This window comes from Legionella nigrisilvae, assembly GCF_977063395.2.
Genome location: NZ_CDRUGZ020000023.1, coordinates 167920 through 188268 on the forward strand (window position 1 = coordinate 167920; position 20349 = coordinate 188268).

Sequence of the window (20349 nt, forward strand, 5' to 3'; positions counted from 1 at the left end):
CTTCCTTAAGGTGCGTATAGCACCTGAACATTTGCATCAAAGTTATTTAAAAAAGCACTCACTGGCATTACCATAGAATCATGCTCTGCCATTGCTTGATGCAATACAGTCAATTTCTTCTGACCTAATAAATGTAAAAAGATAACGCGACTATTTAATAATCTTTTTTTAGATAAGCTTATGCGTTGATGAGGGGCAGTCTTTGGGCTAATTCGAAGCACTGCTGCAGCGTTATCATCCAACCCCATACCCAGTTCATCAGAGCAAGGAAACAAAGAGGCGACATGCCCATCCTCACCCATCCCTAAAATCACCGCATCAAACGTAGGTAGAGAGGCAATCATTTGCTGTGTTTGTTCTAAAGTACAATCTTCATTGTATAAACTCAAAAAATGAGCTTTAGCTGCCTGATGCTGCAGTAAAAAATTTCGGACTAAACGGTCATTTCGATCGGAATCATGAGCAGGCACACAACGCTCATCGGTCAAAGTGATTGTAATTTTATCCCATGGGAGATCCGTTTTAGACAAAGCTTTAAATAAATCAATAGGAGTTTTTCCACCCGAGACCACTAAATAAGCGTGGCCACGTTGCTCCACTGCATATCTAAGAATACCTTTTATCTGCTCGACCAAATCCTCTGTTAAGATAGACGCTTCACTAAAACTACGTAACTGCATTTTGCTCCCCCCATACATGCGCCTTACCATTATATAAACGAATTACTTCTAAAGGCCCCCAAGTTCCTGCAGGATAAGTATAAAGTGGGGTCTCCTGCCTTTCCCATGCTTGCCCAATTTCATCAATCCATTTCCAAGCTTGTTCTACTTCTTCACGACTTACAAACAGATATTGATGACCTAGCATCACCTCCAACAATAAGCGCTCATAAGCATCGGCAATTCTTTGCGAGTTAAAGAGATGATTAAAATTTAAGTCCAGCTTACTATCTCGTAATTGCATAGTTTCACTAAGACCAGGGATTTTATTCATCATTCGTAATTCTACTCCTTCATCGGGTTGCAAACGAATGATAAGTTGATTAGGAGACAATTCTTGTTTTAATTGTTTAAAAACATTATATGGTTGTGGTTTAAAGTAAATCACTACCTCACTTTGTTTTTTTGATAATCGCTTACCGGTTAATAAATAAAAAGGGACACCAGACCAGCGCCAGTTATCTATAAATGCCTTGATTGCAACAAAAGTTTCAGTAGTTGAATTTTTATGGGCGCCTTCTTCATTCAGATACCCAGGTATTTGTTGGCCCTTAATCACGTTTCCCACATACTGCGCACGCACCGTGTGCTCCTGGGCATGTACAGGAGAAATAGGTCGCAATGATTTTAATACCTTTAACTTTTCACTACGAATACATTCAGCAGAGAGACTCATTGGTGGTTCCATTGCCACAAGAGCTAGAATTTGTAAGAGATGATTTTGCAACATATCCCTTACTTGACCCGATTTATCATAATAAGACCATCGTCCTTCCACGCCTACTTCTTCTGCTACGCTAATTTCAACTTTATCAATAGCTTGATGATCCCAATTTGAAGAAAATATCGCATTTGCAAAACGAAGTACTAGGAGATTCAATACTGTTTCTTTACCCAAATAATGATCAATTCGATAAATTTGATCTTCGGCAAAAAAATGGGCCACCTCATTATTAATTACTATGGATGAAGGTAAATCATGACCAATTGGTTTTTCTAAAACCACTCGTGAGGGTTGTTTGGTTAAACCAATACTTGACAGACCTTGGCATGTTTGAGCATAAAGTGTCGGAGGAATTGCAAAATAAGAGATTGCGATTCGCTCCTCGGGACTTACATAATCTAATATCCTCGAATAATCTTGGGGTTGTGTGAGATCAATCTGGCAATAAGTCATCTTATGAATGAGACGTGACCAAACCTGTTCATCCAGTTCTTCATTGATAAAAGCTTGTACTTTAGATTTTATTAACCCGGTATAGTCAGTTAATGTGAAGGAATCCCGAGCGCATCCAATAATTCGGGTATTGGCATGAAGCAAATTGGCGCGTTCGAGTTGATACAAGGCGGGAAATAGCTTACGACATGACAAATCCCCCAAAGCACCAAATATAATTAAATCACAAGGATATTTTACAGCAACTTCTTCGATCATGTTTGTCCCAAACAATCCTTTTTTGAGGTTCAATACTAAATTGAAAGATTGTGCAGATCAACACAAATCAAAGCTTATCCTGAGAAAAGGAGTTTCACGGAAAAGCCTTTGGGGCCAAATGTTTTTGGGACAATCATTGCAAAACCTGATTTTTATGCTATATGAAATAAATAAGATAGCCGTTCGCTTCGCCTGCTTCATTGGCTTAGCTATGAGGCGATGACTAGAGGAGTAATTAGATGTATTTTACCCTAAATCGTTATTAGGAGAAGCCGATGCTTAATAAGAGATTTTCTGAAAGATTAAATAAAGAACTTGACAATATTGGTGCACCCGAATCAAGTGCAGAACGTATTGAAGTATTATCGAAGCTGGTTAAAATCCCAAGGTTTAAGGCGGAAGCATTGCTTAACGGCGCCACTAACCCAGATGAAAAATTACTCAATGCATTAGCCCAAGAATTCGAGGTAAGTGCTGATTGGTTGGTCGGTAAAAGTGATTCGTCTCATTAATGTATTTATTCGACTTTATGCGCGCATAAACACATATTGTCTATAATTAGAGCTACATGTTTGTAATTATGGGGTATTTGTATTATGCGAGCACCAATAGATGCCTCAACTATCGAAATTGAAAATTAGCTTCTTCTATTAAGAAGTGATCCTTGTGGAAAGAAAATCCTCACTCCTAAAACAATGGACGTGGTCAATAAATTTACGAAAATGCTTGATGCCGCCAAAGTTGAACTCGAAAATGCCCCCTCGTTCTATGGTGCTCATCCAGATACTTCCTTTTTTAAAAGAAAGTATCGTGAAGTAATAAAGGGGAATCGTGAGCAAGAGGAAGAAAATTCCGATATTTCATATCGCTAAACGACGAGCCGTGAAGCGGCTTAACCATGGAACCGATCATTCACACTGATCGGTTTTGCATGTTTCTCAATGTACTCAAAAATTTTGCCAGCTATATTAATTCCAGTGGCTTTTTCCACACCTTCAAGACCGGGGGAGGAATTAATTTCTAAGACTAAAGGTCCATGATTCGATCGAATTAAATCGACACCCGCAACCTTTAATCCCATTGTTTTAGCAGCACTAACTGCAATAGAACGCTCTTGTGGGGATAACTTTACTTTGACCGCTTTTCCACCTTGATGAACATTGGCCCGGAACTCCCCCTCTTTCGCTTGTCGTTTCACCGCCGCAATTACTTTTTCTCCGACAACAAAACAGCGAATATCGACGCCACGTGACTCCTCAATAAATTCTTGTACCAAAATGTTGGCATGCATTTCTTTAAAAGCATTAATAATACTCACCGCTGATTGATGACTATCTGCGAGAATAACCCCTTTCCCCTGAGTTCCTTCCAATAATTTAATAACTAATGGAGCACCCCCAACCATACGAACTAGGTCTTCAGTATCATCCGGTGATTGGGCAAAGCTTGTTAAGGGCATAGGGATTCCTTTGCGGGCTAATAACTGTAATGAGCGGAATTTATCACGCGAGCGGGCTATGGCTAAGGATTCATTTAAAGCATACATACCCATAGTTTCCATATGACGCAAAACTGCTGTACCGTAATAAGTATTCGATGCACCAATTCTTGGAATGACTGCATCAAAATGAGGCAAGGGTGACCCTCCTCTATAATGAACCTTAGGGCAGGAAGCGGCGACATTCATGTAACAATATAAAGGATTAATAATTCTAATCTCATGGCCAGCAGCTTCTCCCTCTGCTTTCAGACGCTTGTGAGAGTACAAATGTGGATTTGTGGCCAATATTGCAATTTTCATGAAAAACGCTTTCCTCAATTTTTTTATTATTCTAGAAATTTCGAGCCTTTTTACAACTCGCTCGTATAAATAAAGCCTAGTCCAAAAATGTAAAAATCACCTTGGAGCAACAAAATATATTTCAAAAAAATGTTCCCTTAAGAAACCAACAACAGATAATCCTGCGCTAATAAATCTGCATGATGCGGCGTGGTAAAAAATGCATTAAGTTCTCCGTGGGGATTGAACAGCATCAAAGCACCACTATGCTGAATATCATAATTTGTGGCATCATTAGTTCCCCTTTCAATTACTTTTGCATAAGCAATTCCCATTTCTCGAGTCATTAACTTAATGGATTCCTCATCTCCTCGGGCCCCATAAAAATTAGGATTGAATGAAGTGACATAATGTCCTAGTTTTTCTTGATTATCACGCTCAGGATCAATTGAAATCATCACGACGTGCGGCAAATTCTTTACACCCTTCTCTTCAAGAATGCGATACATTTTGGATAATTCGGCCATAGTAGTGGGACAAACATAACCACAGTTTGTAAAACCAAAAAACATTAAAGTCCATTTCCCTTTTAAGCTCTTATTGCTAAATGGTTTTTCATCCATTCCTGTTAAATTAAACTGATTCACTTGTCTTGGATTTTCAAGGTAAGTACCATGAAATGAAGACACATCTATTTTTTTCTTAAAATGAAAATGCTGACCTACAAAAATTCCTGAAAACAATCCTGCAAGAGCCAGCAAAACAACTACAGTAAAGGTAACACTTTTAGCCTTTAAACTCATTTTACCCCCTTATAGGAACATACATGGAATAAGTCTCATAAACAGCTTTCACAAAAATTACTGTTCTTGGAACTTATTTCATACCTATTCCTTATAGATAATGATCGATCAATAAAAAAACAAACAATAACATCAAATACACGATTGAAAATCTAAATGTTTGCATTGCAACAACAGGTTTATCGGTACGATATAATTTATGCGACCAAAATAAAAATCGCGCACCCAGCACTAAAGCCCCTATTAAATAAAATAAGCCACTCATCCCTACAACAAAAGGCAATACACTCACTACAAGCAATAAGATGGTATATAAATAAACACTCAATTTAGTAAACGCAATCCCATGGGTGACCGGTAACATGGGAATTTGAGCATGCTGATACTCTTCGTAACGATAAATAGCCAGAGCCCAAAAATGTGGAGGTGTCCATATAAAAATAATTAATACCAGCAATAAAGCTTGAGGATCCAATTGATTTGTCACAGCAGTCCAACCCAGCAACGGTGGTGCAGCTCCAGCTAATCCACCGATGACTATGTTTTGGGAGGTGGCTCTTTTTAAGTAACCTGTATAAATACCAGCATAGCCTATGAGGGTAATAAACGTAAGGCACGCAGTGAGTTGATTTACAAATATCACCAAAATTGTCAGCCCAAGAGTACCCATGATTAAAGCAAACCATAAAGCTTGCTTTACAGAAACCTGTCCACTCGCTACAGGTCTTTTTTTGGTTCTGGCCATAATGGCATCAATTCGTTTATCTACCAAATGATTAATTGCAGCCGCACTTCCTGCACACAGTCCAATACCAAGCAGAGAAAAAATCAGCAGCGACATACTAACCCAGCCAGGAGCAGCCAGATACATTCCGACAACTACCGTCAATAACATAAGTAGTACAACTCGAGGTTTGCATAACTCAAGGTAATCACGCCAAGTAGCTGACGAAGATTGAACTACATGCTCAGCGTGCATCATTTTGCCCCTTACGCGTTAAATGCAGCGTACTAAATAAGGTTGCCAGTAATAGCGCAGCAACCCCATTATGGGCTACAGCAACACTAATTGGCAGTAAATAAATTACATTTAAAATTCCTAAAGTAAATTGAACCAATACTAATAAAGACAACACTACAGCTGCGGTTTTAAGATAATTAAAGCTGCTTCTGCATAGAATCAATAAGGAGAGTACCAGAATATAAACTGCGGTTATTATTGCCCCTAATCGGTGGATAAATTGAATTGTTACTCTTACATCATGATCGAGTACCCCTCCTTGATAATTAGCTCCCACTGGCGAAAATAAATTAAATCCTTCTGCGAAATGTAGATCAGGTAACCATTCACCATTACACATAGGGAATCCAATACATGAGATCCCAGCATAATTTGAACTAACCCAACCGCCTAATGCGATTTGCAAGAACACAATAAGCACCCCGATTCGTAACCAAGGACGCCATTGTGATAAATCATGTCCCTTTATTGAGCTAATTTGTAATCGAAAACGACTTAAGCATGCAACGATCAGCATACCGCCTAAAAGGTGTCCCATAACGACTACTGGTAACAACTTCAAGGTTACTGTCCACATCCCCAAAGCAGCTTGAAAGAAAACTAAGATAATTAGTGCAGCGGGCAAATGCCAAGACAAATTGTTACCCTGCAAACGCTTGCGTGCTACATAAAAACCTATAAAAAAAATTAACAAAGCTAAAGAACCAGCAGCATAACGATGAGCCATCTCCGTCCATGCCTTTCTAGATTCGATGGGAATTTGTGGGTATTGAGTTTGTGCAGCCTGCAATTTGTCCGTAGCACTTGGAAGAACCATCTGGCCATAACAACCAGGCCAATCCGGACAACCTAAGCCTGCATCACTCAAGCGCGTATATGCCCCGAGCATAACTACGAATAAAGACAAAAGCACAGCAAATGACACTACATACCGTAATAATTTATTCTGCATTAGATTAATCACTCTTTTCTGTTGTATTGAGCAATAACTTCAAATCTTTGTATACATCATTAGGGTTTACCTGAGATGCATAACTGAGTATTAAATAATTACCTGGATCAGCTATAAATACTTTATTTTCAGGCAAGAAAGCCTCTTTATTAAATTGATCTGCAGATAATTTTGCCACTTTAAAATCTATTTCCTTTAAATAGGCTTGTTGCTTTGGTGATAAGGGAGGTGCTTTATCACTGAGAAGAAGCCATTGATCCACCTGGTATAATTTGCGTCCTAACGCCAGACGAATTCGAGCGAGTATATCGAGCTGCTTCATACACTCTTGATCACAAGCCTCTGAACTCCAAAAGACGATACGCCATTTGGATTTTCCTTCCAAGGCATTCACCATTATTGGTGGATTCAGCAATGTCCCTTTATTAACCCGAGTAGCGCCCAACCAAGAAGGATGCTGGTAAAATAAATAAGCCGCTACGCCGGGGGTGACGAATATTACAACCAACAACACTAAAATATAATATTTACTGGCTTGTTTTTTCATTTTTTTTCTTCAGATTTAAGGCTACAAATATAATAAGTATTACCAATGCCATAGCAAACCACTGCAAAGCATAAGCTAAATGCCGCTGCGGAGGCATGGATACCGTTTCCCATTCACGCACAAATCCATTTGTGTCTTGCTTGTCGAGGCGAATAATAAACGGAGCGACTGATTTTTGCAAAACTTGGCTGATCAATTGATCATCTACACGCTCCAAAATGATCGTATTATTCCCTTTTTCTTCTATAGCCGGCCCTAAAACCCATTGATTTTTACTGGGAAAATAGACTGTTCCTTGTAATTCGATTATTCCTTTGGGGATTTGAATGTTTGGAAGAATTCGCCGTGTCAGTTCACCATGAACCCATCCGCGATCAATTACAATTATAGATCCATCGGACAATTGGAAGGGAGATAAAACATCGTAACCAAATTGATGTTTGTAATGTTGATTATCCAATAAAAATATTTGCGGCAGATAATGACCTTTTAAGGAGAGTCGTTCATATTGCACTGGCAGTTCTTTCTTTACCGCCCAAGGAACTGGGTTTTGCTTCTCTTGGTTTTTTTGTGCCACAATCATTTTTGTTTTTTCATCTGCACGATGGATTTGCCAGAACCCAAGGCGAACGAATAAAGAAAAAACTAGGATTGCCAGAATTGACATCGGCCAGCTTGGGGTGAAACGAAATTTAAAACAGGTTAAACTAGGCATCATTAATTAATTGTTTAAATGTTAGTCATAATTTGACGGCAATTTCGGGAGTATAACAAATGATCACTAAAATTATCATCATCTGTGTAATGATTATCATTGCTGGGTCTTTGGCAAGTGGTCTTATCTTCCTAATTCGAGACCCAGGAAACTCCAAACGTACCGTTAAAGCATTAACGATAAGAATAAGTATTTCAGTAGGTTTATTTATATTTTTATTAATTGCTTTTAAACTGGGTTTAATTAAGCCTCATGGCATTTGATTGGAAGGATAAATTATGCGTATTGTATTAATCAGTTTCCTATTTCTGTGTCAGTGCATCCATGCAGACACCATAAAAAATTACATGAGTATCGCTGATAATATTCCTCAGATGGAAGTTAAAGCAGATCCTCAAGCGCAAGCATGGGCTCGCTCTGCTCGCCATGTCTTAACAATAACGTGCGAAAGTATTGCAGAAACGATGATTCAAGCCAATGAAGTCGCAAAAAATCAAGGAAATCCTATTTTTTGCTTGCCACCAGGGGTACAGCTTAGTGCATTTACGCTTTGTGAATTGATTCAGCAGACATATAAAGAAATCTCAAGCCAGCAAAGTGATAAAGATTCCATGACCGTTTCTCAAGTAGCCTGGTTAGGAGCAAGTAAACACTATCCTTGTCAACAAAATACAGCGGCAAAAAATGAAATGCTTCATGTTTCCGCAGCGCTTGGACAACCCTCCTCACAAAAATAATAAGCCCTTCTTTTTACATGAGTAAGGATTAATTCGCATTGATTTAATCCTTATTCAAAATATTAATTACTAATGTCGCGAATTTCTCTGAGATAACTTAACAAACTGTGCTTTTTTTAACACCCCTCCAAAACTTCTTTCAAAGTTGGACGCCCTAGGGTTTTCATTACTTTTAAATTTTAAAAAAATAATGATATATATCATAAAGATTAGCCAACTTGCTGTACGTGAAAGGATAAAATATGATTCCTCCAAACAAGCCAGAAAATGAGGCGGAACGCTTAGCAACACTTTATAAATTACACATACTCGATACCGAGAAAGAGGAACGTTTCGATAGAGTAACGCGTATTGCATGCAAACTTTTTGAGGTCCCTATTTCGGTCATCTCATTTTTGGAATCTGAGCGTCAATGGATGAAATCCACGCAAGGATTTGACATAAAGGAGGCCAAGAGAAGAACATCATTTTGTGGTCATGTTATTCTTTCTGATGAAATTATGGTGGTCGAAGATGCAACCAAAGATGAACGATTTTATGATAATCCTTTTGTTCTTGGAAAACCAAATTTCAGATTTTATTTAGGCTGTCCTTTAAAAGTCAAAGGCTATAATGTGGGGGTAATTTGTCTAATCGATGACAAACCTCGAGCAAAAAGCGAAGTCGATGAAAATGTGGTTCACGATCTTGCTGAAATGGTGGAAATGGATCTGGAGCAATTACAGATTTCCATAACTGATGAATTAACAGGTTTATCTAATCGGAGGGGATTTTTAAAATTAGCCGGCTACTTATTTGAGAAATGTCAACGTGAAAATCAAATGTTTACCCTATTATTTTTTGATTTAGATAAATTCAAATTAATAAATGATCAATTTGGACATGCGGAAGGTGACAAAGTGTTAAAAATTTTCGCGAATGCTCTTCTCCAAAATTTTCGGTATCATGATGTTATAGGACGTTTAGGCGGTGATGAATTTTGTATATTTTGTTCGGGATTGAACCAAAACGATGTATCTGCAATTATTGACCGCTTAAAAAGCGTTTTAAAATGTGCACAATCCTCTAATTATAAGATTGAATTCAGTGCGGGGAGCATACAATATGATGCCAATAAACATCGAACCCTGAAGGATATGCTTGATCTAGCTGATTCTAAAATGTATGCAACTAAAAAAAGTAAGTGAAGTGGCATCAATGCACATCGATTGTTAAGAATGTTCCTTAATCTTTGGGCAAACTAGCCAAACAAAGGCCAAGATGCCCTTTGATAAATCAACTTAATTAAGCTTCAAGCATGTTAATTATCGCATTATTAATGTCAGGATATACACTAATTACAACAGCAGCTACTAACATAGCTACTCCTACATAACGAAATAGATAAGCGTTCCTGTGGGAAATTAATAAACCCACACCAACTCCAACGCCTAACAATAGAAGAGAGGAAAATAATGTGCCTAGAATAAATAAGGGCAAATTATATACACCCACCCCACCTGAAGTCATCATTTCATTACCTTGGAATATAGTAAACAGAGCAACTAAACCTATGGTTAGAAGTAGTGAGACGCTCGGACGCAAAGAAAGCAACCCCGCACACACAATAAGAGATGCCAGGATACCATACTCTAACAAAGGTATAGACACTCCAGAAAGGTTTAATATCCCACCTAATACCATAGCAACAGCAAATATCAAAGGTATGCTCCACAAAGCTCGTCCACCAATTTGTGCCGCAATTAGCCCCACTGCCAACGTAAATAACATGTGGTCTACCCCATGAATGGGCATACTCAAACCTTGGACAAAAGGTTCATTTCTCATAAATTCAGCATGATGTGCAAACGCTAACGATGGAACACAAAAAACCAAAAAGATGCCAAAAATTGTGCACCATGAACTGCATTTAATTTTCAACATTTCAATTCTCCCTTTCCCCAAAAAAAAAATTTATAATTTAGTATAGTCCATCCGTGAGCATATAATAAAATTAGTGATTGAAGATTATGACAATAATCTTAATTAAGGATTGTATGAATTGTGTACAAATGATTTAAATAGGTCTGCACTTAGTTGATAAAATCTTTTATAAATCCCCTCATCCGTTTTTTAATCATCGAGAAAATTGCTTATGAATAATTAAGTAGACTTTTTCTTTCAAGCCTGGACTCTATTGAGTTGATCCAGGCTAAAAGCAATTGACCTCATATTATTTACTAAATTCTTCAAATGCTTCTAAAGCTTCTGCAGCATACATTAAAGATGGACCCCCACCCATGTAAACTGCCATACCTAAAGTTTCCAAGAACTCTTGGCGTGTTGTTTGTAATTTAATTAAAGCTTGCGCATGAAATCCTATGCAACCATCACATTGTTTCGCAACAGCCAGAGCCATAGCAATTAATTCTTTAGTTTTTTTATCGAGTACACCGTCTTTAGTTGCTGCTTGCGCAAGAGCTGAGAATCCAGACATTACTTCTGGCATTTCTTTACGCATTTTGGCTAATTGAGTACTAATATCTTTGGTAACCTGAGAATATTTATCTGACATTTAAAAAAGCTCCTTTTAGTAATCACTCATTCTCTCTATCATTTTCTTTGTTATTCACCAACAAACAAGTCAATGTTTCGTTTGAGTAATTATTTTATTAATGAATGCCGAAAAGGCACTCTAAGGTCTATTTATATTTCTACCCCAATTGGCGAAATGTAAACAGACCCTAAATTTACCGCATAACTCTGATTAGAAAAAGATTATTGATTAAGAAACAGCTCGATTTAACGTTTCTTTCGCTAAAGTCAGGCGACGCTCAACCTCACCTAACTCTGCTTTTAAATGCAAAATTGCACTGGAATTATGGCTATGTCGAAGGTGCTCCAAAGCTTTACTCATCGCATGTTGTTGCTCTAAAAGCGTATTAATTTCAAATTCAAGATCATTGATCCATTGTTGTCTAGTACTCAACATTTTTATGCCAAAGGAAACGTTTTCTCCTGACTTTTTTTTGCCTTGATGCATTTGACATAAGACAACCAAGATGTTTATTTTTTGTCTAATTCGCTCTGCCAAATATAAAGCACTCCGCTTGTTTTGTTGTTTGGATAATGCATGAATGTCCGCTTTAATTTCTGCGATACAGGCTACACCATTTGCTTCTTTATCTAAACGAAATACCCCTCTGGGTAGGCGATGAATGGAGAAAAAGGAACCCAGCTCGTTAATTTTCCATTCCAATTCAGGTAATCGTGCCATTAACTGGCTCAGCAATTCATTAGATTCTGTAATGTCCATGGTGCTTTGTCCTTACATCTCCCTTCACAGAGGCCAGGAAATTCTGCAAAAATCTTAATCTGGAACAGCCGCATCCAATATTGGTGTTTTTCCTCGCAACCAGGAACTTACAAATGGTGGTGAACACATGAGAATTAAACCACCAATTAATGTCAACTCGTAGCGTGCCATACCACCTACATTAATTCCTTCTGGTGGAATAAAACTCACGGCTAAAGTAGCACATACACCCACAATACCTACACCCGCTACAAATAACATACCTATTATACCGCCAGGAATTGCAAATGGTCGAGGATGGTGGGGCTCAGCAATCCGCAATTTAATTGCTGCGGCAAACATAATAAAATACATCAGCATATACAATTGAGCAGCTAAAGCAGTTAGCAACCAATAAGATCCATTCACACTAGGCATAAATAAGAATAAACCTGACAGAACAGTGACAATGCTGGCCTGAGTGAAGAGCATTACAATCGGTGCACCTTTTTCATTCGTACGTTGGAAATATTCAGGTAAATTACCGTCTTCTGCAGCAACCAATAATCCTTTTGTGGGGGCAATTATCCAGTTACTCACACCACCAAGCCCACCTAAAACCAACATTACAGCGACTACAGGCATCATCCAATACATGTGATAACTGGAAAAAAATGCTTCAAATGCTTGCATAATTCCTGCTACTAAATTGATGTCCTTGCCGGGCAAAACAATTGCAATAGCCAAAGAACCTAGAATTAGGGTACTTAAAATAATTCCTACTGAGTAAATTAATACTTTGGGAAAAGCATGTTGTGGATTATCTACATCATTTGCATGAACGGTAGCGATTTCAATACCACAAAAAGACATGATGATCGCAGTTAAAGAGACCCACATAGACTTATCAGCTAAATGAGGTACGATACTTGGAGTATCAAATTGAATTTGCAACGGATTACCCTGGGTAACCCAAAAAGCCCCAAGGCCAATAATCAACGACATGGGTAATAATAAACCTGCAAGAGAACACAGATTACTGAATACAGCTGAAGATTTCATTCCCCGCAAATTTAATATCGTAGCTCCCCAAAATGAACTAACGATTACTGCCCAAAGAAAATAAGGATTACTTGTCAATGCAGGATTAATTAAATAACCAATAGTGCCTGCGACGAAAGATAATATCGTTGGGTACCAAATTACATTTTCTATCCATTGCAACCAAATGGCTAAAAAACCCATCTTTTTCCCAAACGCTTGTTTAACCCAAATGTAAATCCCTCCTTGTTTGGCCCACCCTGAAGCCAATTCTGCTGAAACCAAAGCAGTTGGGATTAGAAAAAATAAAGCACCTAAAACAAAATAAAAAATTAATTGACTGCCAAATAAGGCCGTAGCAGGCAAATTTCGTATACTATCCACAGAACCAACTGTTATCATAGTCAGACTGAAAATTGTCAGTGAATGTTTTTTCTCGATCATCGCATTCCTTCAGTGCAGTTTTGGGGCGTGCAGAAGCTACATTATATTAAAAATTAGCTTAAGGAACCCTTAATAATCGGGCAATAATTAAACAAAATGTTCCTTGATTTTATTTACTAGCCCATAGATTTTTAGCTTGCTCTGTAAAATAGCATGATTTAATAAGAAAATCTCTGCATTTTTTCCTGTCTTAATGTACCAAATTATTAGCTCAAGCCAGAAAAGCGAACACACTCAATTCCCGTTTTAAAATAAAAAATAAAAAGTTCTAAAATACTTACCACACACCGAGAGATTGAATAAAGAGAAACGACCTAATTAAAACAATAATTATTAACTAATATTAAAATTAGATCATGGATGGGAGAGTTTCATATCCTAGCTTCTCTGTGCTATAGTTCCTATTTTTTTCGGGTAATAGATCATGTTTGAAACCTTAACCGAACGGTTGACCCGCTCCTTCAAAAGTCTACGAGGGCAGAGTCGATTAACTGAAGATAATGTACAACAGGCTCTGCGTGAGGTCAGGATGTCACTGCTGGAAGCAGACGTCGCCTTACCTGTCATTAAAGAATTTATCGAAGAAGTAAAACAAAAAGCTTTAGGACAGACAGTCTTAACTGAGTTAAATCCCGATCAGGCTTTTGTTAAAATCGTTCATGATGAATTAATTCATATCATGGGTGATGAACGTGCTGAGCTTAACTTTAAAACTCAACCCCCAGCTGTATTCCTAATGGCAGGATTACAAGGCTCAGGAAAAACGACCAGTACTGCGAAACTCGCACGATACTTAAAAGAATCTGAAAACAAAAAAGTAATGGTGGCCAGCGTCGACGTTTATCGACCCGCTGCAATACAACAGCTCAAAATATTAGCAGAACAAATAGATGTCACTTTCTTTCCCGCAGAAGCCAACGAGCAACCACTAAGTATTGCTAAAAAAGCGCTTGATACCGCAAAAAAACAATATATGGATGTATTGTTGATTGATACTGCAGGTCGTCTGCACATCGATGCCGACATGATGACGGAAATTAAAGCCTTACATCAAGAAATAAACCCAATTGAAACACTGTTTGTTGTAGACAGCATGACCGGACAAGATGCTGCGAATACAGCAAAAGCCTTTCATGAAGCCTTACCTTTAACAGGAGTCATTCTCACTAAAACAGATGGCGATGCGCGTGGCGGTGCCGCTCTCTCAGTAAAACAAATTACGGGACAACCTATCAAGTTTATTGGTAGTGGTGAAAAAGTAGAAGCTTTGGAGCCATTTCATCCCGAGCGAATTGCCTCCAGAATCCTTGGCATGGGTGATATTCTTACTCTGATTGAAGAAGTCGAACGGAAAGCAGACAAACAAGCGAGTGAAAAACTAGCTAAAAAGTTGAAAAAAGGCAAAAGTTTTGATCTAGAAGACTTCAAACAACAACTGCTGCAAATGAATAATATGGGCGGTATTGCTGGTATGATGAGTAAACTACCCGGCGTCAGTCAAATGATGCCGCAACAAGCAATGAAACAGGTCAGTGACAAAGCTATGGCACAAACTATTGCTATTATCAATTCCATGACCCCAAAAGAACGTCGTATCCCCAAACTTATTGTGGGTTCACGCAAGAAACGAATTGCATTGGGTTCAGGGACACAAATACAAGATGTAAACAAATTATTAAAACAATTTGAACAAATGCAAAAAATGATGAAAAAATTTACAAAACCTGGTGGAATGCAAAAAATGATGCGTGGACTCGGTGGTATGGCAGGATTAAAAGGCATATTACCGGATGATTTTAAATAATTCGCAAGAATTACTTCACATGGTGAATTAATTTTCGTACAATACACGGCATTTTTACGTAACCACTCTAAAGTAGAGGAAAATAATGGTCGTTATACGTTTATCAAGAGGTGGCGCCAAAAAGCGTCCGTTTTATCATATGGTCGTTACTGACAGCCGCAAACGCCGCGATGGTAGTTATATTGAGCGTATTGGTTATTTCAACCCTGTAGCTCGTGGACAAGAAGTGCGTCTGCATATCGATGCAGAAAAATTGAGCCACTGGCAAAAAGTAGGGGCACAGTTATCTGATCGCGTCAGCGCTTTGATAAAAGAATTTAATAAGAAAGGCGAAGCTGCTTAATAAAGTGAATAATCAGGAAAGCTGGATAATAATTGCCCGTTTTGGGCGGCCTCATGGTGTTAAAGGTTTTGTTACGGTTCACTCCTTTACAGAACCTCGTGATAATGTTCTAAAGTATGCAAATTGGCATGCGTTTATTAATAATAAATGGCAACCAATCAAATTGTTGCATGCCGAAGTACAAAATAAATCCATCATAGTCCAAGTTGAAGGTTATCCTGAGCGCGAAGTTGTAGCTCAGCTCACTAATATAGAAATTGCAGTGCAACAGGAACAATTGGCAAAACTGGAACCTGGTGAATATTACTGGCATCAACTTATAGGTATGAATGTGATCAACCAACAAGGAGAATCTTTTGGGAAGGTCATTGAAATAATCCCTACAGGTGCAAATGACGTGCTGGTCGTAGAAGGTACTAAAAGACTGTTAATACCTTACCTGCCTGGAAAATTTGTATTAGATGTGGATTCCACCCAGCAGATAATCACTGTTGATTGGGATATGGATTTTTAAGCGGTGCTTCATTTCGGTGTAATTAGCTTAATACCTGAAATACTTAATGCCTTAAATTACGGTATTACAGGAAGAGCCATTGAGCAAGGCTTAGTTAAAATTGATTGCTGGAACCCAAGAGATTGGTCTTCCAGGCCCTACAGGCAAGTTGATGACAAGCCTTATGGGGGTGGCCCGGGAATGGTAATGATGTATGAGCCCTTGAAAGGGGCCATTATGCAGGCACGTAGTCAAATGCCGAGTCATTGTAAAACGATTTACCTGAGTCCTCAGGGCAAGGTAATTCGACAAAATGACTTGAATCAAGTGGCAAATGACAAACAACCACTGCTCTTTATTGCTGGGCGATATGAAGGAATTGATGAGCGTATTCTTCAAAATTATGTAGATGAAGAATGGTCTCTTGGCGATTTTGTTTTAAGTGGTGGTGAGCTCGCCGCTACGGTGTTTATCGATGCTATTATTCGTTTAATACCGGGGAGCCTAGGGCATCTTGGTTCCGCAGAACAAGATTCATTTATGAATGGTTTACTGGATTGCCCGCATTATACACGACCAGCAACCATTGAAGGATTAGAGGTGCCGCCTGTTTTATTAGGTGGTCACCATAGAGATATAGAACTGTGGCGGCGAAAGCAATCTCTAGGTAAAACCTGGCTTAAACGCCCAGATTTACTTGAAAAAATACAGTTAAGTGAAACAGACAAGCAATTGCTTGCTGAGTTTAAGTATGAACACGGTGATTCCTAAAGGATGAACCAATTTGAGGAGTAGTCCATGACTAATATTATTGACCAACTAAATGCTGAGCAAATGCAAGGCAAGGAAATCCCAGATTTCAATCCTGGTGATACTGTTTTGGTTCAGGTGAAAGTAATTGAAGGTACCCGTGAGCGTTTACAGGCTTTTGAAGGTATTGTTATTGCAAAACGTAATCGTGGTTTAAACTCTGCATTCACTGTTCGTAAGATTTCACACGGTGTTGGTGTTGAGCGTGTATTCCAAACTTACAGTCCGATTGTTGATAGTATTACTGTAAAAAGACGTGGTGATGTTCGTCGCGCCAAACTTTACTATTTACGTAATTTAGCTGGTCGCGCAGCTCGCATCAAAGAAAAGTTACCTGGTAAGAAAGCGGATTAATACTTAATTCCCTGAACACATAATCCCCGTACAGCGGGGATTATTCTTATTGTCTTCATGTTAAGAAAAAAAATCTTAATCATACAGATAGATTTAATCCAAAGTTTTTCTAAAAAGCAAAATTGCTGAAATAACAATCAGAAACATAAACAATAAAATGGGCCAAATATCAGGCCAGAGAATGCTCAAATCGGCGCCTTTCAACATAATATTACGTGTGATTCTTAAAAAATGTGTTAGCGGAATCACTTGGCCGATGTTTTGCGCCCAAAGTGGCATCCCACTAAATGGAAACAAAAATCCAGAAATCATAACTGCAACCAAAATATAAGCATTAGTTGAGGCTACAGCTTGGAATTGAGTCTTGGCGAAGGCAGAAATCGCTAATCCCATTGCTAAACTTCCAATCGAGTAAGGTGCCATTATCGAAAGATAAAGTAAGAAGCTTCCATGAAAAGGCACCGAAAAGACAAAAACCGCAATGATCAGGAGCATAAATAAGATAAGATAGCCCACTATAAAATGGGGGATAACTTTACCTAAAATTATATTTGCTGCGCTTAGTGGTGTAATTAACAGTGTTTCGAAAGTCCCTACCTCATATTCAGCAGTGATTGACATGGCAGTAAGAAGCGTAAGTGTTGTGAACATAAGTACCGAAATTAAACCAGGGACAATATTATATTGTGAAAATCCTTCAGGATTAAATTTAGGGTGTATATCAAATTTAAAAGGTGTTTGCTGGGAAGAAAGATAGTTTAAAGAACCAGACAAATCACGTTCAAACAATTGTGCTGGAAGAGCAACTGCTGCTCGAAATGCATTGGAGATTGCTACTGGGTCAGAAGCGTCCGCTTCAATAAGGACATGAGGTTTTTCTCCTCTTATTAGACTCTTTGAAAAATTGGGAGGAATATTGATAACAAAAAGCCCCTTTCCACTTTGTAAAAAATTCTCTGCTTCTTTTTCATTATGAGCAAGATGATTTAAGGAAAAATATCCTGTATGTTTAAAACCTTCTAATAATGATCGCGTAAAGGTATTACTCTCAGAGGATACAACTGTTGTTGGCAAATATTTGGGATTGGTATTAATCATAAAACCGAATAACAGTATTTGCATGATAGGAACTAAAAATAAAAACAAAAAAGTAGAAATATTTCGTTTGATTTGTATAAACTCTTTTTTAGCAACTGATAGGACACGATAAAATTCTATTTTTATCATCTATGATCTCTGCTCACCGAATGTAGAAAGCCAAACAAATACATCTTCCAATGATGACTCAATTATTCTTCCATTAAAAAATTCATTTTCGATATAAGGCTTTATTACTTCAAACAACTCCTCCTTATTTTTACTACTCACATGGAGGGTATTATGGAATCTTAAAACTTGATCAACTCCCTCAATAGCTTCTAATTGATGGGATAACATTGCAATATTCCTTCCCTTTATTTCCCAAGTAGTCAAATTTACAGAATTTAAAATTTCTTCAATCGTTCCTGACATAAGGGTTTGACCATAACACATGTATGCAATTTTATTACATTTATCCACTTCATCTAAATTGTGTGAACTTAATAAAATAGTAATTCCTTCCTGTGATAATTGATGCATTAATTCCCAAAACTCTCGTCTCGCCTTAGGATCAATATTGGCGGTTGGTTCATCCAATAATAACAATAAAGGATCATGTAATAAGGAAACGGCTAGTGATAAGCGTTGTTTCCAGCCACCAGATAAGGTACCTGCGATCTGATTTTTGTATTGTTCCAAATCAAATTTATGCAAGTATTTTTCGATTTGATTTTTTCTATCAACAACACCATAAACTTCAGAGAAAAACATCATATTTTCGTAAACAGTTAGATCCTTATAGAGACCAAAGTTTTGCGACATATAGCCAACAAGAGCTTTAATCTGACGGGATTCTTTTACAATATCAAACCCTACACACTCACCAGAACCGGAATCAGGAGTAATAAGTCCACACAACATTCTCAAAGAAGTAGTTTTTCCGGCGCCATTTGGTCCCAGGAATCCATATATATCACCATACTCCACTTTAAGATTTAGATTTTTTACCGCCTGATATTTATTGAATTTTTTTGTCAAATTGCTTACATCGATAATATAATTGCTTTTATCCATAAAAATACCTATTAAATAACTCCACCCATACTCAATTATGAAACTGTTGAAGCTTCAGAAGGTTCCCTACTTCTTTCCCGAAATTTTTAAAAGAATTTTTTGTAAAAAAGATGAGCGGGGAATGGTTATGAATTTTTTAACAATCTCAGCTTCTATAACCAATAATTCGCTATCAATTTTTGCAAATGCCGACTCTTTTCTTTTCATATCCGTCATAAATTCAGAATCTCCAAACATTTGGTTTAGACTAATTTCACTAGAGCTACTGTTTTTAAAACTAAGGAGAACTACCTCCCCTTTAAGTAGGTAATAGCATGCATTCGCGACATCCCCTACTTGATACAAGTAGGAACCTCCAGGAACCTTAATATTTTTTGCAGTTTTCACCATCGTCTGTACCTTCTCATGTGAGAAATTGCTAAAGAGATGGTGGGCTCTTATAAACTGAATTAAAAGAAATTCTTCACTTAACTTTTTCAAATTAGGATATTTTATATGGGGTTGTTTCAAAAAACTCAGAAAATCAGGAAGACTGATTTTAAGTAAATGCATAGAGGTTAGTGATTTTACCGTTGCCGTGTGAAGTCCGGTATGTGAAACAAATCCTTCTGAGGATAAACCGATGATATCCCCTTTACTTAACTCAGCAATACGCATAGTTTGCATGGTTCCCAATGAATGGACCGCTCTGACAACCTCAGCGCTTCCTGAAACAATCAGAAAAATACAAGCAATAGGTTCACCTTCAATCACAAGTATTTGCTCTGCTGCAGCAAATTCAGATTTTGCATATCCAATGAGCTGATGCGCATCTTCTCGATTGAGAAGACAAAAAAGAGGATGTTGTTGAATGAAATCCTCATACTGCTCAAAGTTTTTTTTCATAAATTTATCTGTTCTCTCAAGATTGGCACCAAAACTTA

Annotated in this window: 25 protein-coding genes; 10 read left to right on the forward strand and 15 right to left on the reverse strand. The window is 37.8% G+C overall.

The annotated features are described in order from the left end of the window. Window positions 1-5 precede the first annotated feature (5 nt). Together pgl and zwf are read right to left on the reverse strand one after the other, a co-directional pair. Window positions 6-680, reverse strand: a complete 675-nt coding sequence (gene pgl / locus ACWTE2_RS15805; RefSeq protein WP_454786092.1) for a 6-phosphogluconolactonase — start codon at window positions 678-680, stop codon at window positions 6-8. Then, window positions 667-2154, reverse strand: coding sequence for a glucose-6-phosphate dehydrogenase (gene zwf, locus ACWTE2_RS15810; protein WP_454786093.1), 1488 nt, complete (start codon window positions 2152-2154; stop codon window positions 667-669). Before zwf ends, pgl begins: the two co-directional genes overlap by 14 nt. Window positions 2155-2429: 275 nt before the next feature. Between zwf and ACWTE2_RS15815 the strand changes: the two genes are divergently transcribed. Both ACWTE2_RS15815 and ACWTE2_RS15820 read left to right on the forward strand, forming a co-directional pair. Further along, entirely contained in the window at window positions 2430-2666 is a 237-nt protein-coding gene (locus tag ACWTE2_RS15815; RefSeq protein WP_182391570.1) for a hypothetical protein, read from the forward strand. Between the two features lie 189 nt (window positions 2667-2855). Further along, a complete protein-coding gene (locus tag ACWTE2_RS15820; protein ID WP_483099552.1) occupies window positions 2856-3026 on the forward strand; it encodes a hypothetical protein in 171 nt (56 codons plus the stop codon). Between the two features lie 20 nt (window positions 3027-3046). Here the strand turns inward: ACWTE2_RS15820 and rimK are convergent, their stop codons facing one another. From rimK to ACWTE2_RS15850, 6 genes are all read right to left on the reverse strand, one after another. Beyond that, window positions 3047-3955 (reverse strand): 30S ribosomal protein S6--L-glutamate ligase, encoded by a 909-nt coding sequence (rimK, locus tag ACWTE2_RS15825; RefSeq protein WP_182391572.1) that lies wholly within the window; start codon window positions 3953-3955, stop codon window positions 3047-3049. A 137-nt stretch (window positions 3956-4092) separates the two neighbouring features. Then, window positions 4093-4737: an SCO family protein gene (locus ACWTE2_RS15830; protein WP_454786094.1), complete on the reverse strand. Its 645-nt coding sequence runs from the start codon at window positions 4735-4737 to the stop codon at window positions 4093-4095. Window positions 4738-4828: 91 nt separating this feature from the next. Beyond that, window positions 4829-5716: a heme o synthase gene (gene cyoE / locus ACWTE2_RS15835; RefSeq protein WP_454786161.1), complete on the reverse strand. Its 888-nt coding sequence runs from the start codon at window positions 5714-5716 to the stop codon at window positions 4829-4831. Beyond that, window positions 5706-6710 (reverse strand): COX15/CtaA family protein, encoded by a 1005-nt coding sequence (locus ACWTE2_RS15840; RefSeq protein WP_454786095.1) that lies wholly within the window; start codon window positions 6708-6710, stop codon window positions 5706-5708. The genes cyoE and ACWTE2_RS15840 overlap by 11 nt, the downstream gene beginning before the upstream one ends. A gap of 4 nt (window positions 6711-6714) precedes the next feature. Further along, window positions 6715-7257 (reverse strand): hypothetical protein, encoded by a 543-nt coding sequence (locus ACWTE2_RS15845; protein ID WP_454786096.1) that lies wholly within the window; start codon window positions 7255-7257, stop codon window positions 6715-6717. Then, window positions 7238-7972, reverse strand: coding sequence for an SURF1 family protein (locus tag ACWTE2_RS15850; protein ID WP_454786162.1), 735 nt, complete (start codon window positions 7970-7972; stop codon window positions 7238-7240). Before ACWTE2_RS15850 ends, ACWTE2_RS15845 begins: the two co-directional genes overlap by 20 nt. A gap of 59 nt (window positions 7973-8031) precedes the next feature. On the opposite strand from ACWTE2_RS15850, the gene ACWTE2_RS15855 reads away from it, so the two are divergent. The 3 genes from ACWTE2_RS15855 (at window position 8032) to ACWTE2_RS15865 (ending at window position 9896) form a co-directional block, all read left to right on the forward strand. After that, on the forward strand, window positions 8032-8235 hold the full coding sequence (locus ACWTE2_RS15855) for a twin transmembrane helix small protein (protein ID WP_454786097.1): 204 nt from the start codon (window positions 8032-8034) through the stop codon (window positions 8233-8235). Between the two features lie 15 nt (window positions 8236-8250). Further along, a complete protein-coding gene (locus ACWTE2_RS15860; RefSeq protein ID WP_182391577.1) occupies window positions 8251-8709 on the forward strand; it encodes a phosphatase in 459 nt (152 codons plus the stop codon). 242 nt (window positions 8710-8951) lie between these two features. Further along, the gene (locus tag ACWTE2_RS15865) at window positions 8952-9896 is read left to right on the forward strand and encodes a sensor domain-containing diguanylate cyclase (protein WP_454786098.1); all 945 of its coding nucleotides are present in this window, start codon (window positions 8952-8954) and stop codon (window positions 9894-9896) included. Between the two features lie 97 nt (window positions 9897-9993). On the opposite strand, the gene ACWTE2_RS15870 is transcribed toward ACWTE2_RS15865, so the two are convergent. The 4 genes from ACWTE2_RS15870 to ACWTE2_RS15885 form a co-directional block, all read right to left on the reverse strand. Continuing rightward, entirely contained in the window at window positions 9994-10632 is a 639-nt protein-coding gene (locus ACWTE2_RS15870) for a HupE/UreJ family protein (RefSeq protein ID WP_454786099.1), read from the reverse strand. A gap of 289 nt (window positions 10633-10921) precedes the next feature. Next, window positions 10922-11263, reverse strand: a complete 342-nt coding sequence (locus tag ACWTE2_RS15875) for a carboxymuconolactone decarboxylase family protein (protein WP_182391580.1) — start codon at window positions 11261-11263, stop codon at window positions 10922-10924. 210 nt (window positions 11264-11473) lie between these two features. After that, window positions 11474-12004, reverse strand: coding sequence for a hypothetical protein (locus ACWTE2_RS15880; protein ID WP_454786100.1), 531 nt, complete (start codon window positions 12002-12004; stop codon window positions 11474-11476). Between the two features lie 54 nt (window positions 12005-12058). Next, window positions 12059-13468: an amino acid permease gene (locus tag ACWTE2_RS15885; RefSeq protein ID WP_182391582.1), complete on the reverse strand. Its 1410-nt coding sequence runs from the start codon at window positions 13466-13468 to the stop codon at window positions 12059-12061. A 424-nt stretch (window positions 13469-13892) separates the two neighbouring features. On the opposite strand from ACWTE2_RS15885, the gene ffh reads away from it, so the two are divergent. The 5 genes from ffh (at window position 13893) to rplS (ending at window position 17272) form a co-directional block, all read left to right on the forward strand. After that, window positions 13893-15272: a signal recognition particle protein gene (ffh, locus tag ACWTE2_RS15890; RefSeq protein ID WP_182391583.1), complete on the forward strand. Its 1380-nt coding sequence runs from the start codon at window positions 13893-13895 to the stop codon at window positions 15270-15272. An 85-nt stretch (window positions 15273-15357) separates the two neighbouring features. After that, window positions 15358-15615, forward strand: a complete 258-nt coding sequence (rpsP, locus tag ACWTE2_RS15895; RefSeq protein WP_182391584.1) for a 30S ribosomal protein S16 — start codon at window positions 15358-15360, stop codon at window positions 15613-15615. A 4-nt stretch (window positions 15616-15619) separates the two neighbouring features. After that, window positions 15620-16129, forward strand: coding sequence for a ribosome maturation factor RimM (gene rimM, locus ACWTE2_RS15900; protein WP_182391585.1), 510 nt, complete (start codon window positions 15620-15622; stop codon window positions 16127-16129). Between the two features lie 3 nt (window positions 16130-16132). Beyond that, window positions 16133-16879 carry a tRNA (guanosine(37)-N1)-methyltransferase TrmD gene (trmD, locus tag ACWTE2_RS15905; RefSeq protein WP_182391586.1) on the forward strand — a complete coding sequence of 249 codons (747 nt, stop codon included), beginning with the start codon at window positions 16133-16135 and terminating at the stop codon, window positions 16877-16879. A gap of 27 nt (window positions 16880-16906) precedes the next feature. Further along, on the forward strand, window positions 16907-17272 hold the full coding sequence (gene rplS / locus ACWTE2_RS15910) for a 50S ribosomal protein L19 (protein WP_182391587.1): 366 nt from the start codon (window positions 16907-16909) through the stop codon (window positions 17270-17272). Between the two features lie 93 nt (window positions 17273-17365). Here rplS and ACWTE2_RS15915 read toward each other — a convergent pair whose 3' ends face one another. The 3 genes from ACWTE2_RS15915 to ACWTE2_RS15925 all read right to left on the reverse strand — a co-directional run bounded on the left by ACWTE2_RS15915 (window position 17366) and on the right by ACWTE2_RS15925 (window position 20311). Continuing rightward, a complete protein-coding gene (locus ACWTE2_RS15915) occupies window positions 17366-18499 on the reverse strand; it encodes an ABC transporter permease (RefSeq protein ID WP_454786101.1) in 1134 nt (377 codons plus the stop codon). Continuing rightward, the gene (locus ACWTE2_RS15920) at window positions 18500-19426 is read right to left on the reverse strand and encodes an ABC transporter ATP-binding protein (protein ID WP_454786102.1); all 927 of its coding nucleotides are present in this window, start codon (window positions 19424-19426) and stop codon (window positions 18500-18502) included. 66 nt (window positions 19427-19492) lie between these two features. Next, window positions 19493-20311, reverse strand: coding sequence for a cyclic nucleotide-binding domain-containing protein (locus tag ACWTE2_RS15925; RefSeq protein ID WP_454786103.1), 819 nt, complete (start codon window positions 20309-20311; stop codon window positions 19493-19495). Window positions 20312-20349 lie beyond the last annotated feature (38 nt).

Bases quoted from the DNA above. Each gene is read 5' to 3' on its own strand.
- pgl (WP_454786092.1), bottom strand. From the start codon at position 680: ATGCAGTTACGTAGTTTTAGTGAAGCGTCTATCTTAACAGAGGATTTG.
- zwf (WP_454786093.1), bottom strand. From the start codon at position 2,154: ATGATCGAAGAAGTTGCTGTAAAATATCCTTGTGATTTAATTATATTT.
- ACWTE2_RS15815 (WP_182391570.1), top strand. From the start codon at position 2,430: ATGCTTAATAAGAGATTTTCTGAAAGATTAAATAAAGAACTTGACAAT.
- rimK (WP_182391572.1), bottom strand. From the start codon at position 3,955: ATGAAAATTGCAATATTGGCCACAAATCCACATTTGTACTCTCACAAG.
- ACWTE2_RS15830 (WP_454786094.1), bottom strand. From the start codon at position 4,737: ATGAGTTTAAAGGCTAAAAGTGTTACCTTTACTGTAGTTGTTTTGCTG.
- cyoE (WP_454786161.1), bottom strand. From the start codon at position 5,716: ATGCACGCTGAGCATGTAGTTCAATCTTCGTCAGCTACTTGGCGTGAT.
- ACWTE2_RS15840 (WP_454786095.1), bottom strand. From the start codon at position 6,710: ATGCAGAATAAATTATTACGGTATGTAGTGTCATTTGCTGTGCTTTTG.
- ACWTE2_RS15845 (WP_454786096.1), bottom strand. From the start codon at position 7,257: ATGAAAAAACAAGCCAGTAAATATTATATTTTAGTGTTGTTGGTTGTA.
- ACWTE2_RS15850 (WP_454786162.1), bottom strand. From the start codon at position 7,972: ATGCCTAGTTTAACCTGTTTTAAATTTCGTTTCACCCCAAGCTGGCCG.
- ACWTE2_RS15855 (WP_454786097.1), top strand. From the start codon at position 8,032: ATGATCACTAAAATTATCATCATCTGTGTAATGATTATCATTGCTGGG.
- ACWTE2_RS15860 (WP_182391577.1), top strand. From the start codon at position 8,251: ATGCGTATTGTATTAATCAGTTTCCTATTTCTGTGTCAGTGCATCCAT.
- ACWTE2_RS15865 (WP_454786098.1), top strand. From the start codon at position 8,952: ATGATTCCTCCAAACAAGCCAGAAAATGAGGCGGAACGCTTAGCAACA.
- ACWTE2_RS15870 (WP_454786099.1), bottom strand. From the start codon at position 10,632: ATGTTGAAAATTAAATGCAGTTCATGGTGCACAATTTTTGGCATCTTT.
- ACWTE2_RS15875 (WP_182391580.1), bottom strand. From the start codon at position 11,263: ATGTCAGATAAATATTCTCAGGTTACCAAAGATATTAGTACTCAATTA.
- ACWTE2_RS15880 (WP_454786100.1), bottom strand. From the start codon at position 12,004: ATGGACATTACAGAATCTAATGAATTGCTGAGCCAGTTAATGGCACGA.
- ACWTE2_RS15885 (WP_182391582.1), bottom strand. From the start codon at position 13,468: ATGATCGAGAAAAAACATTCACTGACAATTTTCAGTCTGACTATGATA.
- ffh (WP_182391583.1), top strand. From the start codon at position 13,893: ATGTTTGAAACCTTAACCGAACGGTTGACCCGCTCCTTCAAAAGTCTA.
- rpsP (WP_182391584.1), top strand. From the start codon at position 15,358: ATGGTCGTTATACGTTTATCAAGAGGTGGCGCCAAAAAGCGTCCGTTT.
- rplS (WP_182391587.1), top strand. From the start codon at position 16,907: ATGACTAATATTATTGACCAACTAAATGCTGAGCAAATGCAAGGCAAG.
- ACWTE2_RS15915 (WP_454786101.1), bottom strand. From the start codon at position 18,499: ATGATAAAAATAGAATTTTATCGTGTCCTATCAGTTGCTAAAAAAGAG.
- ACWTE2_RS15920 (WP_454786102.1), bottom strand. From the start codon at position 19,426: ATGGATAAAAGCAATTATATTATCGATGTAAGCAATTTGACAAAAAAA.
- ACWTE2_RS15925 (WP_454786103.1), bottom strand. From the start codon at position 20,311: ATGAAAAAAAACTTTGAGCAGTATGAGGATTTCATTCAACAACATCCT.